The following is a 14,731-nucleotide window of genomic DNA, read 5'->3' as shown; positions in this document are numbered from 1 at the left end:
GCGGCCTCCGTTCGGGGTGGTGTGACTGTACGGCGGATGCGGGCACGGGTGTTGGCCGAGTAGGCTACAGATTGTTCGCATAAGGAACCCTTGTTCGCATAGCGAACAGAAGGGGAGGACGTGATGGGTTCGGCCTTCGTCTACGCCGCCACCCGGACGCCGTTCGGCAGGTTCGACGGCGCGCTCGCCGGTGTCCGGCCGGACGATCTGGCCGCCGCCGCGCTGCGCGGCGTCCTGGCCAAGGTGCCCGGCCTGGACCCGGCGGACATCGGGGACGTGGTGTGGGGCAACGCCAACGGCGCCGGCGAGGACAACCGCAACGTGGGCCGGATGGCCGTGCTGCTCGCGGGACTGCCGGTGACGATCTCCGCCGTCACCGTCAACCGGCTGTGCGGATCGAGCCTGGACGCCGCCATGGCGGCCTCGCGCACGGTCGAGAGCGGCGACGCCGACGTCGTGGTGGCCGGCGGGGTGGAGTCGATGACGCGGGCGCCGTGGGTGCTGCCCAAGCCGTCGCGGGCCTTCCCCGCGGGCGACGTCACCGCCGTGTCCACCACGCTCGGCTGGCGGCTGGTCAACCCGCGCATGCCGAAGGAGTGGACGGTCTCTCTCGGCGAGGCCAACGAGCAGCTCCAGGAGAAGTTCTCCATCTCCAGGGAGCGCCAGGACGCCTTCGCGGCCCGTTCGCACGCGCTGGCCGACGACGCCTGGGCCGCCGGGTTCTACGACGACCTGGTGACGCCGGTCGAGGGCGCCGACCTGGCCCGCGACGAGGGCATCAGGCCCGGGTCCACGCCCGAGGTGCTGGCGAGGCTCAAGCCCGCGTTCCGGCCCGACGGCACGATCACCGCCGGCAACGCCTCGCCGCTCAGCGACGGCGCGTCCGCGCTCGTGCTCGGCTCCGAGCGGGCCGCCGACCGGCTGGGCGCGCCGCTCGCGCGCGTCGCCGGACGCGGCGCCGCCGCGCTCGAACCCCAGGCCTTCGGGTACGCGCCGGTCGAGGCGGCCAACCAGGCGCTGAGACGGGCCGGGATCGGCTGGGACGACGTCGGCGCGGTCGAGCTGAACGAGGCCTTCGCCGTGCAGTCGCTGGCCTGCGTGGACGCCTGGGGGATCGACCCGGAGATCGTCAACGTCAAGGGCGGCGCCATCGCCCTCGGCCACCCGCTGGGCGCCTCCGGCGGGCGCGTCCTCGGCACGCTGGCCCACGTCCTGCGCGAGCGGGGCGAGCGGTGGGGCGTCGCCGCCATCTGCATCGGCGTCGGCCAGGGCCTGGCCGTCGTCCTGGAGAACGTGAGCGCCGCATGACCGAGATCTTCACCGACCCGGACGAGGCGCTCGCCGGCGTCCAGGACGGCTCGACCGTCCTCATCGGCGGCTTCGGCATGGCCGGCATGCCCGTCACGCTCGTCGACGCGCTGATCCGGCAGGGCGCCGAGGACCTCACCGTGGTCAGCAACAACGCCGGCAACGGCGACACCGGCCTGGCGGCGCTGCTCGCCGCCGGCCGGGTGCGCAAGATGATCTGCTCGTTCCCGAGGCAGAGCGACTCGTGGGTGTTCGACGGCCTCTACCGCGCGGGCCGGATCGAGCTGGAGCTGGTGCCGCAGGGCACGCTCGCCGAACGGCTGCGCGCCGCCGGGGCCGGCATCGGCGCGTTCTACTGCCCGACCGGCGCCGGCACGCCGCTGGCCGAGGGCAAGGAGACGCGCGTCATCGACGGCCGCGAGCACGTGCTGGAGTACCCGATCAGGGGCGACGTGGCGCTCATCGCCGCGCACGTCGGTGACCGGCTCGGCAACCTCGTCTACCGCAAGACCGCGCGCAACTTCGGCCCCGTCATGGCGACCGCGGCCGCCCTGACGATCGCACAGGTGCGCCGCGTGGCCGAGGTCGGCGACCTGGACCCGGAGGCGGTCGTCACCCCGTGCGTCTACGTCGACCGGATCCTGGACACGAAGGCCGAGGAGGTCGCATGAGCACCGTCGAGCACCTGGACCGCGGGCCGCTCGGCCGCGAGGAACTGGCGGCCGTGGTCGCCCGCGACATCCCGCGCGGCGCCTTCGTCAACCTCGGCATCGGCCAGCCCACCACGGTCGCCGAGCACCTGCCCGCCGACTCGGGCGTCATCCTGCACACCGAGAACGGCATGCTCGGCATGGGCCCCGCCGCCACGGGCGACGACGTCGACCCGGACCTCACCAACGCCGGCAAGATCCCCGTCACCGAGCTGCCCGGCGCGTCCTACTTCCACCACGCCGACTCCTTCGCCATGATGCGCGGCGGCCACCTCGACGTGTGCGTGCTCGGCGCGTACCAGGTGTCACAGCGCGGCGACCTGGCCAACTGGCACACCGGCGCCCCCGACGCCATCCCCGCCGTCGGCGGGGCCATGGACCTGGCCATCGGCGCCAAGAACGTGTTCGTCATGATGACGCTGTTCGCCAAGGACGGCACGCCCAAGCTCGTCCCCGCGTGCACCTACCCGCTCACCGGGCTGGCGTGCGTGAGCCGCCTCTACACCGACCGGGCGATCTTCCATCTCGGCCCAGAAGGCGTCACGGTGGCGGAGACGTACGGCATCGGCTTCGACGAGCTGGCCGAGCGGCTGGAGATCCCCGTCCGCCGGAGCTGACCGCGGGCGGCCGGGACCGGCGTCGCGATCAGCGCAGCCGGGTTCAGCGCAGCCGGACCGCGTCCCGGTCCAGCTCGCCCACCCCGCCGACGCCCAGCAGCTGGAGCGTGCGGACCAGCTCGGCGCGGAGCATCGCGAGCACCCGGTCCACGCCCGCCTCGCCCCCGGCCATGAGGCCGTACAGGTAGGCGCGGCCGACGAGGCAGGCCCGCGCGCCCAGCGCCACCGCCGCGGCCACGTCCGCGCCGCTGCGGACGCCGCCGTCGAGGAACACCTCGGTCCTGTCGCCCACCGCCGCCACCACCTCCGGCAGCAGCTCCAGCGGCGTGGGCGCGCGGTCGAGCTGCCGGCCGCCGTGGTTGGACACCACCAGGCCGTCCACCCCCGCCGCCGCCAGCTCCTTGGCGTCGTCGACCCGCTGCACCCCCTTCACCAGCAGCCGCCCGCCCCACTCCGCGCGGATCCACTCCAGGTCGCGGACCGTCACCGTCGGGTCGAACATCAGGTTCGTGATCCCCGCCAGGTCCTCCGGCGCCCCCTCCACCGTCGCGAACCGCAACGGCTCGCTCGTCAGGAAGTCGAACCACCAGGCCGGCCGGGTCAGCGCCTGCGCCAGCCCGCTCCAGCGCAGCGACGGCGGCATGGTCATGCCGTTGCGCACGTCACGCAGCCGCCCGCCGGCCACCGGCACGTCCACGGTGACCACCAGCACGTCCATGCCCGCCGCGCGGGCCTGCGCCAGCCACTCCCTGACCCGGCCCCGGTCACGCACCACGTACAGCTGGAACCAGTTCCACCCGCCGGGCGCCGCCGCGGCCACGTCCGCCGCGCTCGTGGTGCCCATGGTGGACAGCGTGTACGGGACTCCGGCGCGGGCCGCGGCCCTGGCCACGGCCGGCTCACCGGCCCGGTGCATCATCCGGGTGAACCCCGTCGGCCCGAGCACCACCGGCATCGCGACCCGCCGCCCCAGGACGAGGGTCCCGGTGTCGGCCCGCGCCACGTCACGCAGCACGTGCGGCCGGAACTCCACCCGCGCGAACGCCTCCGCCGCACGCGCCGCCGACAGCTCGCCCTCGGCGGCGCCGTCGACGTAGTCGAACACCACCCGAGGCGCCCGCCGCCGCGCCAGCCGCCGGACGTCCGCCAGGTCGGCCGCCCCGGACACCCCGGCCGGCCCGCCCCCCGCCCGCCTCCTGGGCACGAAGGCCCGCAGCTCCCGCCACCGCGGCAGCCGCCGACCCGCGCCCGGCCCATGCTCGATGCCGCCACGCTAACAAGCCCGCGGCCACAGGTGAACCGATCGGCACGGTTAGAGTGGGCCGCGTGCTGGACGGATGGCGCGAACTCGTCGGCGAGTCCCGGGCCGGCGACGCGGTGGGGGCGGAGCTGGTGGCCCGGTGGTCGCAGCCGCACCGGCGCTACCACGACCTCGATCACCTGCGGGCCGTGCTGCGCGCCGTCGACCTCATCGAGGAGTGGGCCGGCGACCCCGTGACGGTGCGGCTGGCCGCCTGGTTCCACGACGCCGTCTACGACGGCAGGCCCGGATGGGACGAGGAGCGCAGCGCCCAGCTCGCCCAGGCCCGCCTGCCCCGCTGCGGCGTGCCCGCCGGCCGGGTGGCGCAGGTGGCCAGGCTGGTACGGCTGACCGCGGCGCACGACACCCTGGCCGAAGGAGACCGCGACGGGGCCGTGCTCTGCGACGCCGACCTGGCGGTGCTGGGCGCGGACGGCTACGCCGGCTACGCGGCCAGGATCCGGCAGGAGTACGCGCACGTGCCCGACGAGCTGTTCAGGCGGGGCCGGGCCGGGGTGCTGCGCCGCCTGCTCGCCGCGCCCCGCCTCTACCGGACGCCCCCGGCGCGGGAGCTGTGGGAGGCGCGCGCCCGGCGGGCCATGAGCGCGGAGCTGGCCGCGCTGGAACGCTGAGGCTGGAACGCTGAGGCTGGAACGCTGAGGCTGGAGCGCTGAGGCTGGAGCGCTGAGGAGAGCCTGCCGCCAACCAGGGGCACGCGGCACCGCCGTCTGTCAGGGTGGGGGGATGGACATCGCCGACGCCCGGTCACTCGCCCGGGCGCTGCAAGAGCTGATCCACGACGCCCACCGCGCCCTCGCCGGCGACGAACAGCCCGAGCTGGTGACCCGCGTGACCGCCCACCTGGGCTGCGAGCTGAAGCACGTGGTCAACGTGGTGGCGGGCTTCCCCGGCTGGGAGCACGTCAACCTGCAGCGCGGCGTCGACGCCTATCTCGCCGCGCGCACCCCCGACGCGGAGTGGTTCGGCATCGCCGGTCAGGGCCGCGAGCACGACGACATCGTCAACATGCTGGCCCGCGCCGCCCGCGGCTGGGAGCAGTACGAGCCGGGCGCGGTCGACTACGAGACCGCCGCGATCGGCCCCGACGAGACCACCGAGGTGATCTCGCTGGGGCTGGTGCTCACCCGGGCCCCCGGCGGCACGCCGGTGGTCCTGGCGCTGCGCGGCCCGCAGGAGCACCTGCCGACGCACTGCCAGGTGGTCGTGCTGGCGCCCGGCAGGCAGGCGGCCAAGGACACCCGCGACGAGATCGAGCGCCTGATGCGCGAGCACGACATCTACCGCGGGCAGGTCCTGTCGTTCGCGTGGAGCGAGCACCGCGGCAACGACCTGGTGACCTTCCTGCCCCGCCCCCGGCTGGGGGCCGACCAGGTGGTGCTGCCCGACGGCGTGCTGGACACGATCGAACGCCACATCGTCGGCATCGCCGAGCAGGCCGCGCGGCTGCGCGCGCACGGCCAGCACCTCAAGCGCGGCCTGCTGCTGCACGGCCCGCCCGGCACCGGCAAGACCCACACCGTCCGCTACCTCCTGGCCAGGATGACCGGCTGCACCGTGATCGTGATGACCGGCACGGCGATCCAGTACGTGTCGCAGGCGGCCGGGCTCGCCAGGAGGCTCCAGCCGGCCATCGTGGTGCTGGAGGACGTCGACCTGGTGGCGCGCGACCGGGCGTTCGCCGACGACGGCAATCCGGTGCTGTTCGCGCTGCTCGACGCCATGGACGGGGTCGGCTCCGACGCCGACGTGACGTTCGTGCTCACCACCAACCGGGCCGACGTGCTCGAACGCGCACTGGCCGATCGGCCCGGCCGGGTCGACCTGGCCGTGGAGATCCCCAGGCCCGACGCCGCCGGGCGGGCCGCGCTGCTGCGCCTCTACGCGCGCGACCTGCCGCTGCGGGCCGACCTCGATCCCGTCGTGACGCGTACGGAAGGCGCGACCGCCTCGTTCTTCAAGGAGCTGCTGCGCCGGGCGGCGCTGGAGGCGCTCGCGCACGACGCCGGCCTGCCGGCGATCACCGACGACCACCTGAACCGGGCGCTGGACGAGATGCTGCACGAACGCGCGGCGCTCACCCGCACCCTGCTCGGCTCGGGAGAGCCGGGCGCCGACGACGAGCCGCCGCCGGAGGGCGCCTACGCCCTCCCGTACGTCAGCGGGGCGTCATTTCACGGCCCGGGCGGGTAGCTTACGGCGCCGCAGCCCGGCGGCGATCAGCCGCTGGAGCAGCTCGCGGGAGCTGACCGCCTGCGCGCCCAGCGACACGGCGAACGCGTGCACGGTCTCGGGCACGTCGTAGTGGTCGCGGTCGAACGCCCGGCCGGGCACGCCCAGCCGGTCGGCGAAGGCGTGGAGCTCGTCCAGGGACGCGTCGCTGACCAGGTGCGACCACATCAGGCCGCGCGGCCCCGGCCACTGCGGGGGATCGATGAGCACCGTCACGTCGTCCAGGGTAGGCGTCGGCCGGGGTAGGCGTCGGCCGGTGTAGGCGTCGGCCGGGGTAGGCGCGGTGTCGGTGACCGTGCCGCCGGGGTCGACGGCGACGATCACACTCAGGCCGATGACAGGCCGGCTCACTCCGAACGTGACCGCATCACCACGCCACGGGCAGCTTGTCCACGCCGTAGATGATGGCCAGCTTGCGCCAGGACGGCTCGCCGTCCAGCCGCAGCGTCGGGAAGCGGCGCAGCAGCATCGGGTACGCGATGCGCAGCTCCATCTGCGCCAGCGGCGCGCCGATGCAGCGGTGGATGCCGTGCCCGAACGCCAGATGGGAGCCGCCGGTCTGGCGGCCCGGCTTGATCTGGTCCATGTCCTCGCCCAGGTTCGGGTCGCGGTTGGCCGCGGCGAGCGAGCACAGCACCAGCTCGCCCTTCTTGATCTCCTGGCCGTGCAGCTCCAGGTCGTGGCGGGCGAAGCGCGGGAAGGCCACCTGCACCACGGTCATGTAGCGCAGCAGCTCCTCGATCACCCCGTCGACGTATCCGTCGACCTCGCGGACCTTGGCGGCGTGCTCGGGGTTCTCCAGCAGCCAGAGGCTGCCGAGCGCGAGCATGCTCGTGCTGGTGTCGTGCCCGCCGGTCAGCATGCCGTCGGCCATGCTGGCCAGCGTGCGGTCGTCCAGCTCGTCGCCGTGGTCTTGCAGCAGCTGGCCGAGCAGCCCGTCGCCGGGGTGGCGCCGCTCGCGGGCGACCAGGTCGGTCAGGTACGTCATCGCCTCGTTGACCGCCTGCAGCGCCGCCTCGGGGCCGGCGGTGAAGTCGAACCGGTCCGTGCTCACCTTGACGAAGTCCGCCTGCTCCTCGTACGGGACGCCGAGCAGCTCGGAGATCACCAGCGAGGGGATGGGGAGCGCGAAGTCCTCCATGAGGTCCGCGGGCGAGCCCTTGGACTCGATCCGGTCCAGGCACTCGGCGACCAGCGCCTCGATGCGCGGCTCCAGCCGGCGCAGCCGTCGCATGGTGAACTCGGGCGTCAGGAAGCGGCGCAGCCGGGTGTGCTCGGGCGGGTCGCGAAAGCCGAGGCCGCCGGGGTCCTCCTGGTTGGAGCCGAGGCCGATGACGCCGGCGAAGTCGTTGCTGAACCGCTCGTGGTCACCCAGCACGCCGCGGACGTCGTCCCAGCGGGTGATGAGGTAGACGGTCTGGTCACCGGGGATCTTCATCGGGTAGACGGGATGCTCGGCCTGGATGCGGAGCAGCTCCTCCGCCGGGTCGAACTTCTCGCGCATGAACTGAACGAGGGGGAACTCATCTGAGATTGACATCAAATTCCGTCCTGCTGGGAGGCATCACACCACGTTGGGATAATCCACCGGCTAGATGGTCCCACCTCGGCGGCCGTGCGGGTGACCTCCTGAAGGACGAGATGAGATCCCGTCTCAGGTACGCGGTCTCCTGTAAGCGCCCTGGTCATCCACCTTGCTGGCGGAACCGTCCGGTGATGAGAGTAGACGGGCGGGTTCGAGCCCCTCGCCCCGGCTGCCGGGTAGGGTCCCCCGATTCGCGGGCTTGCGGCCCCGCCCTCCGGGAGTCGCGACGGACCGTCACCGGCGGGTGCGCCGCGGGTGAGGGCGGGAGTGCCGCCGGGACGTACGAGGAATCAGGGGCTAACGGTGCGGCAGCCGGAGTTCGGCGTACAAGCCCGCTACCGTCTGCAATGATCTCGTCATCGTTAGCCCAAGACTGAGCCTCCACGGATAGTGACTGATGCCTACATTTGAGGAAATCACTACCTTCATCACCGAGAAGCCCCTCGCCACCGCGGTGATCGCGCTGGCGAGCCTGGCCGCGCTGGCCCTGGCCTTCCTGGTGCTCCGCGTCATCTGGCGGGCCACCGCCTGGCTGTTCTCCCGCTACGTCGCGCCCCGCCCCATCGAGGACGTGCTGACCATCGTGGCCGCCTCCATCGCGACCGGCGTGTCCGCGCAGGGCATGTGGCGCTTCTCCGGTGACGTGCTGGGCCTGGACGGCCCGCTGAGGCTGCTGCTGTTCGCCTTCATCGAAGTGGCCATCATCACGTCGGCCGTGCGCGCCCGCCGCAACATGCGGGAGAACTTCTCGGCCGGCATCGACGGCATCGCCGTGTGGGCGCTGACCTGCCTGACGGCGGTGCTGTCCAGCATGGACGCCGGCAGCTTCCCCGAGGCGGTTTTCCGGCTCGCCGCGCCGCTGGTGGCCGCCTGGCTGTGGGAGCGCGGCATGGCCATCGAGCGCCACCGCATCCGCGGCACCGGCCGCATCAACTGGCGGCTCACCCCCGAGCGGCTGCTGGTCCGGCTCGGCCTGGCCGAGGTCAGCGACCGCACCACGAGCGAGGTCGACGCGCACCGCAGGCTCACCCGGGTCGCGCTGGCGGCCAAGCGCGCCAAGGCGCTGCGCGAGGCGGGCGCCCCCGACCGCAAGATGCGCGCCGCGCTGGCCAAGCTCGACAAGGCCATGGACCAGGCCGTCGAGCACACCGGCCTGGCCGTCGACGCGGGCCGCCAGGAGGCGCTGCTGGCCCAGATCGCCGCCCTCTACAACACCACCGCGCTCATCGACGCCGACCCGCGGGTGCCGTGGGAGCCCGAGCGCGACCACCGGCCGGTGCCCGCCCGGCCCGAGTTGCCGCCCGCGCTCGCCGAGCTGGTGCGGGAGGAGGACGACGAGGAGATCCCGGTCATCGACCCGGCCCCGCAGGTCGTCGACACCGCCCAGCGGGCCGTGCTCTTGCGGCAGGCCCGCGCCTACTGGGATCGGCGGATCGCCAAGGGGATGGTGCCGCGCACCGTGGACATCGCCCAGGAGGTCGGCATCCCGCTGCCCCTCGCCCGGGAGTGGCGGGCGCTGTGGAAGCTGGAGCCCGCGGCCCACGCCCTCATCGAACAGCTCTACCAGCAGCACGGCATCGTCGACACCGGCGCGTTCCCGGCCATCGCCGACGACGGCCGGGTGCTCGCCAAGTCCTGATCAGGAGTCGCGGCCGAGCGCCGCCGAGACCAGCGACCGGGCCTCCTCCTGCACCTTGGCGAGGTGGTCCGGGCCGCGGAACGACTCGGCGTAGATCTTGTAGACGTCCTCGGTGCCCGACGGGCGGGCGGCGAACCAGGCGCTCTCGGTGGAGACCTTGACGCCGCCCAGCGACGCCCCGTTGCCCGGCGCGGCCGTCTGGACCGCGGTGATCGGCTCCCCGGCCAGACTGGACGCCGTCACCTGCTCGGCCGACAGCCTGCCCAGCACCGCCTTCTCCTCGCGGGTGGCCGGCGCGTCCACCCGGGCGTAGGCGGGCTCGCCGAACCGCTCGGTCAGGTCCCGGTAGTGGTCGCCCGGCGAGCGCCCCGTGACCGCCTGGATCTCGGCCGCCAGCAGGGCCATGATGATCCCGTCCTTGTCGGTGGTCCACACCGAGCCGTCGCGGCGCAGGAACGACGCTCCCGCGCTCTCCTCGCCGCCGAACCCCAGCGAGCCGTCGAGCAGCCCCGGCACGAACCACTTGAAGCCCACCGGCACCTCGTACAGCCGCCGTCCCAGTGACGCGGCCACCCGGTCGATGATGCCGCTGCTGACCATGGTCTTGCCCACCCCGGCGTCACGCCGCCAGCCGTCACGGTGGCCGTACAGGTAGGAGGTCGCGACCGCCAGGTAGTGGTTGGGGTTCATCAGCCCGTCGGGGGTGACGATGCCGTGGCGGTCGGCGTCGGCGTCGTTGCCGGTGGCGATCTGGAAGCGGTCACGGCCGCCGATCAGGGACGCCATCGCGTACGGGGACGAGCAGTCCATCCGGATCCTGCCGTCCCAGTCGAGCGTCATGAACCGCCACGCAGGGTCGACCAGCGGGTTGACCACGGTCAGGTCGATGCGGTGCCGCTCGGCGATCTCGCCCCAGTAGGCCACGCTCGCGCCTCCCAGCGGGTCGGCGCCGATCCGCACGCCGGCCGACCTGATGGCGTCGAGGTCCACGACGGAGGGCAGGTCGTCCACGTACGCGCCGAGGAAGTCGTAGCGTCCGGCCGTGCGCAGCGCCTCGGCGTAGGGCACCCGCCGCAGCCCGTCGAGGTCCTGGGCCAGCAGCCGGTTGGCGCGGTCCTGGATCCACGAGGTGGCCTCGGTGTCGGCGGGGCCGCCGTGCGGCGGGTTGTACTTGAAGCCGCCGTCGGACGGCGGGTTGTGCGACGGCGTGATCACCACGCCGTCGGCCAGCCCCGACGTCCTGCCTCGGTTGTGGGTCAGGATCGCGTGCGAGACGGCCGGCGTCGGCGTGTAGCCGTCGCGGGAGTCGATCAGCACCTCCACGCCGCCGGCCGCGAGCACCTCCAGCGCCGACACCCGCGCGGGCTCCGACAGCGCGTGCGTGTCGATGCCCAGGAAGAGCGGCCCGTCGGTGCCCTGCATCCGGCGGTACTCGCAGATGGCCTGGCTCGTGGCCAGGATGTGGTGCTCGTTGAAGGCCGAGGCCGACGACGACCCGCGATGGCCCGAGGTGCCGAAGGCGACCCGCTGGCCGGGGTCCGCGGGGTCGGGGCGCAGCGCGTAGTAGGCGGTCACCAGCCGGGCCACGTCCACCAGGTCCTCGGGCTGAGCGGGCTGCCCCGCGCGTTCGTGGGTCATGGGACCACTTTACAAACGGGGGTCCGGCCCGGCTCCGGAGCCACCCGGGGCCGCCGGGGTTACACTCGCCCCAGCCGACCAGAATGGAGTTCTGTAAGCATGCGATTCGGACTCTTGATCAACGAGCCCTCCGGCCAGGACCCGTTCCCCGCGCTGCGCGACAGGATCGCCCGCGCCGCGGACGACGGCTTCGACTCGGTCTGGATGTCCCAGATCTTCGGACTGGACGCGCTCACCGCGCTCGCCGTGGCCGGCAGTGCCGCCCTGGCCGGCGGCCGGGACATCGAGTTCGGCACCGGCGTCGTGCCCACCTACCCGCGCCACCCCGCCGTGCTCGCCCAGCAGGCCATGACCGTCAACGCCGCGCTCGGCGGGCGGCTCGCCCTCGGCATCGGCCTGTCGCACCAGATCGTCATCGAGGGCATGTACGGCTACAGCTTCGACCGCCCCGCCCGGCACATGAAGGAGTACCTGGAGATCCTGCTGCCTCTCACCCGCGGTGAGCAGGTCGATCACACCGGCGAGACGCTCAGGGCCAGCCTCGGGCTCGGCACGCCGGGGACGGGCCTGCCGGTGCTGGTCGCCGCGCTCGGCCCGCGCATGCTCAAGCTGGCAGGCACCGTCGCCGACGGGACCGTGCTCTGGATGACCGGCCGCAGGACCGTCGCCGAGCACATCGCGCCCACCATCAACGCCGCCGCCGAGGCGGCGGGCCGGCCCGCCCCGCGCGTCGTCTGCACCCTCCCCGTCTGCGTCACCGACGAACCGCAGGCCGCCAGGGCCAGGGCCGACGAGCTCTTCGTCATGTACGGCCAGCTCCCGTCCTACCGCGCCATGCTCGACCGCGAAGGCGTCGAGAGCCCCGGCGGCGTCGCCGTGGTCGGCGACGAGGACGCGGTGCGCGACCAGCTCGACGCCCTGGCCCGGGCGGGCGTCACCGACTTCGTGGCCGCGGTGTACGGAGACCGCGAGCGTGCTCACAAGCTGCTCATCGGCGCGTCGAAGGGGTGATCCGGAGAGGTCCCCATAAACTCCGGCAGGGTGTACTCCGACAGGGACAATGGCCTGCTGCACGGCATCGACGTGTCCAACTGGCAGGGCTCGGTCGACTGGGCCGAACATGCCCGCAAGGGCGTGGCCTTCGCCTTCGTCAAGGCCACCGAGGGCGGCGACTGGACCGATCACTGGTTCGCCCGCAACTGGGACCGGATGCGGGCGAACTGGATCGTCTGCGGCGCGTACCACTTCGCACGCCCCAAGGGCGATCCCGAGGAGCAGGCGCGCCACTTCCTGGGCACGATCAGGGCGTCGGGCGGGCTGCGCCGGGGCGACCTGCTCGCGCTCGACCTCGAGACCGACGACGGGCTGAGACCCGACCGGGTCGCCCGCTTCGCCCGCTACTGGTGCGGCATCGTGGAGCGGCGCACCGGGGTGCGGCCGTTCGTCTACACCTTCCAGAACTTCGCCGAGGACGGCAACTGCGCGGGCCTGAGCGACTACCCGCTGTGGATCGCCAGCCCGCACCGGCCCCGCGGCCGGCCGGTCGTGCCCCGGCCGTGGCATGACTGGACGATCCACCAGCACGCCAACAGCCCCATCGACCGGAACGTGTTCAGGGGCGGGCGCAAAAGGCTGACCAGGATGGGGTTCGACCCGCGATAGCATCGATTTTCGTCACCCGCCGACGTCATCCAAGGGAGCCATCGTGTCAGCCGAGCTACGCATCACCCTCGCCGGAGCCGAGCGTGTGGTCGCGGCCGGCACGACGGCCGGCCAGGCGCTCGACGCCGACGGCCGCACCGTGATCGCCGCCCGGGTCAACGGCGAGGCGCGTGACCTGGCCTGCCCGCTGGCCGACGGCGACGCGGTCGAGCCGATCGAGATCTCCAGCGAGGAGGGCCGGGCGATCGTCCGCCACTCCACCGCGCACGTCATGGCCCAGGCCGTGCAGGAGCTGTTCCCCGAGGCCAGGCTCGGCATCGGCCCGCCGGTCGACAACGGCTTCTACTACGACTTCGACGTGCCCGAGGCCTTCCAGCCCGACGACCTCAAGCGCATCGAGAAGCGGATGCGCGAGATCGTCAAGGAGGGCCAGCTGTTCTCCCGCCGCCCCGTCGGCGACGACGAGGCCCGCGAGGAGCTGGCCGGCGAGCCCTACAAGCTGGAGCTGATCGGCCTCAAGGGCGGCGCCGCCGACGAGGAGTCCGTCGAGGTCGGCGCGGGCCAGCTCACGATCTACGACAACCTCGACGCCAAGACCGGCGCGCTGCGCTGGAAGGACCTGTGCCGCGGCCCGCACGTGCCGTCCACCCGGTCCATCCCCGCGTTCAAGCTCATGCGCTCGGGCGGCGCCTACTGGCGCGGCAGCGAGAAGAACCCGCAGCTCCAGCGCATCTACGGCACCGCCTGGGAGTCCCGCGACCAGCAGGACGCCTACCTCAAGCTGCTGGAGGAGGCCGAGAAGCGCGACCACCGCAGGCTCGGCGCCGAGCTCGACCTGTTCAGCTTCCCGCCGGAGCTGGGCAGCGGCCTTCCCGTCTTCCACCCCAAGGGCGGCATCATCCGCAAGGAGATGGAAGACTACATGCGCCGCCGCCAGGCCGAGGCGGGCTACGAGTTCGTCAACACGCCCCACATCACCAAGTCGACGCTGTTCGAAACCTCCGGCCACCTGCCGTGGTACGCCGACGACATGTTCCCGCCCTTCGAGCTGGAGGGCGTCGAGTACCGCGTCAAGCCGATGAACTGCCCGATGCACAACCTGATCTTCCGGGCGCGCGGGCGCTCCTACCGCGAGCTGCCGCTGCGGCTGTGCGAGTTCGGCAGCGTCTACCGCTACGAGAAGTCCGGCGTGGTCCACGGCCTGACCCGGGTGCGCGGCATGACGCAGGACGACTCCCACATCTACTGCACCCGCGAGCAGATGGTCGGCGAGATCAAGAGCCTGCTCGGCTTCGTGCTCAGCGTGCTGCGCGACTTCGGCCTGTCGGAGTTCTACCTGGAGCTGTCCACCCGCGACGACTCCGAGAAGTTCATCGGCGACCCCGCCGCCTGGGACGAGGCCACCCAGGCGCTGCGCGAGACGGCCGAGGAGTCGGGCCTGGAGCTGGTCGACGACCCGGGCGGCGCGGCCTTCTACGGCCCCAAGATCTCCGTCCAGGCCAAGGACGCGATCGGCCGCACCTGGCAGCTGTCCACCATCCAGCTCGACCTCAACCAGCCGCAGCGGTTCGGGCTCGAATACCAGGCCGCCGACGGCAGCCGCCAGACCCCGGTCATGATCCACCGGGCGCTGTTCGGCTCGGTCGAGCGCTTCCTGGGCGTGCTGACCGAGCACTACGCCGGCGCCTTCCCGCCCTGGCTCGCGCCCGTCCAGGCGGTCGGCATCCCGATCGCCGACGCCCACGTGCCCTACCTGCAGGACGTCGCCAAGAAGCTGCGCGAGCGCGGCATCCGGGTCGAGGTCGACGCCTCCGACGACCGCATGCAGAAGAAGATCCGCAACGCGCAGAAGGCCAAGGTGCCCTTCATGCTGCTGGCCGGCGACGACGACATCGCCAACGGGGCGGTGTCCTTCCGCTACCGCGACGGCGAGCAGAAGAACGGGGTCGCGGTCGACCAGGCGGTCGCCGAGATCGTCGACGCCGTCGAGCGCCGCATCCAGGTCTGACCGGCCGGTCCGGC

13 protein-coding genes are annotated in these 14,731 nt (G+C 72.9%); 9 read left to right on the top strand and 4 right to left on the bottom strand.

The genetic code is table 11. The features are described 5' to 3' along the window. Positions 1–123: 123 nt before the first annotated feature. The 3 genes from OUY22_RS08255 to OUY22_RS08245 are packed head-to-tail and all read left to right on the top strand — an operon-like array spanning position 124 to position 2,635. Complete coding sequence (locus OUY22_RS08255) at positions 124–1,308, top strand: thiolase family protein (protein WP_270154214.1); 1,185 nt, start codon at positions 124–126, stop codon at positions 1,306–1,308. Beyond that, a complete protein-coding gene (locus tag OUY22_RS08250) occupies positions 1,305–1,979 on the top strand; it encodes a 3-oxoacid CoA-transferase subunit A (protein WP_270154213.1) in 675 nt (224 codons plus the stop codon). Before OUY22_RS08255 ends, OUY22_RS08250 begins: the two co-directional genes overlap by 4 nt. Next, positions 1,976–2,635: a 3-oxoacid CoA-transferase subunit B gene (locus tag OUY22_RS08245; protein ID WP_270154212.1), complete on the top strand. Its 660-nt coding sequence runs from the start codon at positions 1,976–1,978 to the stop codon at positions 2,633–2,635. The genes OUY22_RS08250 and OUY22_RS08245 overlap by 4 nt, the downstream gene beginning before the upstream one ends. A gap of 43 nt (positions 2,636–2,678) precedes the next feature. Here OUY22_RS08245 and OUY22_RS08240 read toward each other — a convergent pair whose 3' ends face one another. Next, positions 2,679–3,839: an alpha-hydroxy acid oxidase gene (locus tag OUY22_RS08240; protein WP_270154211.1), complete on the bottom strand. Its 1,161-nt coding sequence runs from the start codon at positions 3,837–3,839 to the stop codon at positions 2,679–2,681. A 122-nt stretch (positions 3,840–3,961) separates the two neighbouring features. On the opposite strand from OUY22_RS08240, the gene OUY22_RS08235 reads away from it, so the two are divergent. Together OUY22_RS08235 and OUY22_RS08230 are read left to right on the top strand one after the other, a co-directional pair. Beyond that, entirely contained in the window at positions 3,962–4,567 is a 606-nt protein-coding gene (locus OUY22_RS08235) for an HD domain-containing protein (protein WP_270154210.1), read from the top strand. A gap of 112 nt (positions 4,568–4,679) precedes the next feature. Next, positions 4,680–6,146: an AAA family ATPase gene (locus tag OUY22_RS08230; protein WP_270154209.1), complete on the top strand. Its 1,467-nt coding sequence runs from the start codon at positions 4,680–4,682 to the stop codon at positions 6,144–6,146. Here the strand turns inward: OUY22_RS08230 and OUY22_RS08225 are convergent. Both OUY22_RS08225 and OUY22_RS08220 read right to left on the bottom strand, forming a co-directional pair. Next, positions 6,123–6,536 (bottom strand): DUF4031 domain-containing protein, encoded by a 414-nt coding sequence (locus OUY22_RS08225; RefSeq protein ID WP_408638126.1) that lies wholly within the window; start codon positions 6,534–6,536, stop codon positions 6,123–6,125. The two genes, OUY22_RS08230 and OUY22_RS08225, sit on opposite strands and share 24 nt — an antisense overlap. 16 nt (positions 6,537–6,552) lie before the next feature. After that, positions 6,553–7,689 carry a cytochrome P450 gene (locus tag OUY22_RS08220; protein WP_270154208.1) on the bottom strand — a complete coding sequence of 379 codons (1,137 nt, stop codon included), beginning with the start codon at positions 7,687–7,689 and terminating at the stop codon, positions 6,553–6,555. 478 nt (positions 7,690–8,167) lie between these two features. Between OUY22_RS08220 and OUY22_RS08215 the strand changes: the two genes are divergently transcribed. After that, positions 8,168–9,409, top strand: a complete 1,242-nt coding sequence (locus OUY22_RS08215) for a hypothetical protein (RefSeq protein WP_270154207.1) — start codon at positions 8,168–8,170, stop codon at positions 9,407–9,409. On the opposite strand, the gene pgm is transcribed toward OUY22_RS08215, so the two are convergent. Beyond that, positions 9,410–11,047, bottom strand: coding sequence for a phosphoglucomutase (alpha-D-glucose-1,6-bisphosphate-dependent) (gene pgm, locus OUY22_RS08210; RefSeq protein WP_270154206.1), 1,638 nt, complete (start codon positions 11,045–11,047; stop codon positions 9,410–9,412). Positions 11,048–11,146: 99 nt separating this feature from the next. Between pgm and OUY22_RS08205 the strand changes: the two genes are divergently transcribed. The 3 genes from OUY22_RS08205 to thrS are packed head-to-tail and all read left to right on the top strand — an operon-like array spanning position 11,147 to position 14,717. Then, entirely contained in the window at positions 11,147–12,058 is a 912-nt protein-coding gene (locus tag OUY22_RS08205; protein ID WP_270154205.1) for a TIGR03564 family F420-dependent LLM class oxidoreductase, read from the top strand. Positions 12,059–12,088: 30 nt separating this feature from the next. Further along, positions 12,089–12,709 (top strand): glycoside hydrolase family 25 protein, encoded by a 621-nt coding sequence (locus OUY22_RS08200; RefSeq protein WP_270154204.1) that lies wholly within the window; start codon positions 12,089–12,091, stop codon positions 12,707–12,709. 43 nt (positions 12,710–12,752) lie between these two features. Beyond that, complete coding sequence (gene thrS, locus OUY22_RS08195) at positions 12,753–14,717, top strand: threonine--tRNA ligase (RefSeq protein ID WP_270154203.1); 1,965 nt, start codon at positions 12,753–12,755, stop codon at positions 14,715–14,717. Positions 14,718–14,731: the final 14 nt, after the last annotated feature.

Origin of the sequence: Nonomuraea corallina (assembly GCF_027620315.1) — a bacterium.
Lineage (GTDB): Bacteria > Actinomycetota > Actinomycetes > Streptosporangiales > Streptosporangiaceae > Nonomuraea > Nonomuraea corallina.
Note: the sequence above shows the minus strand (reverse complement) of the source record. Positions and strands in the feature narration are given on the sequence as shown.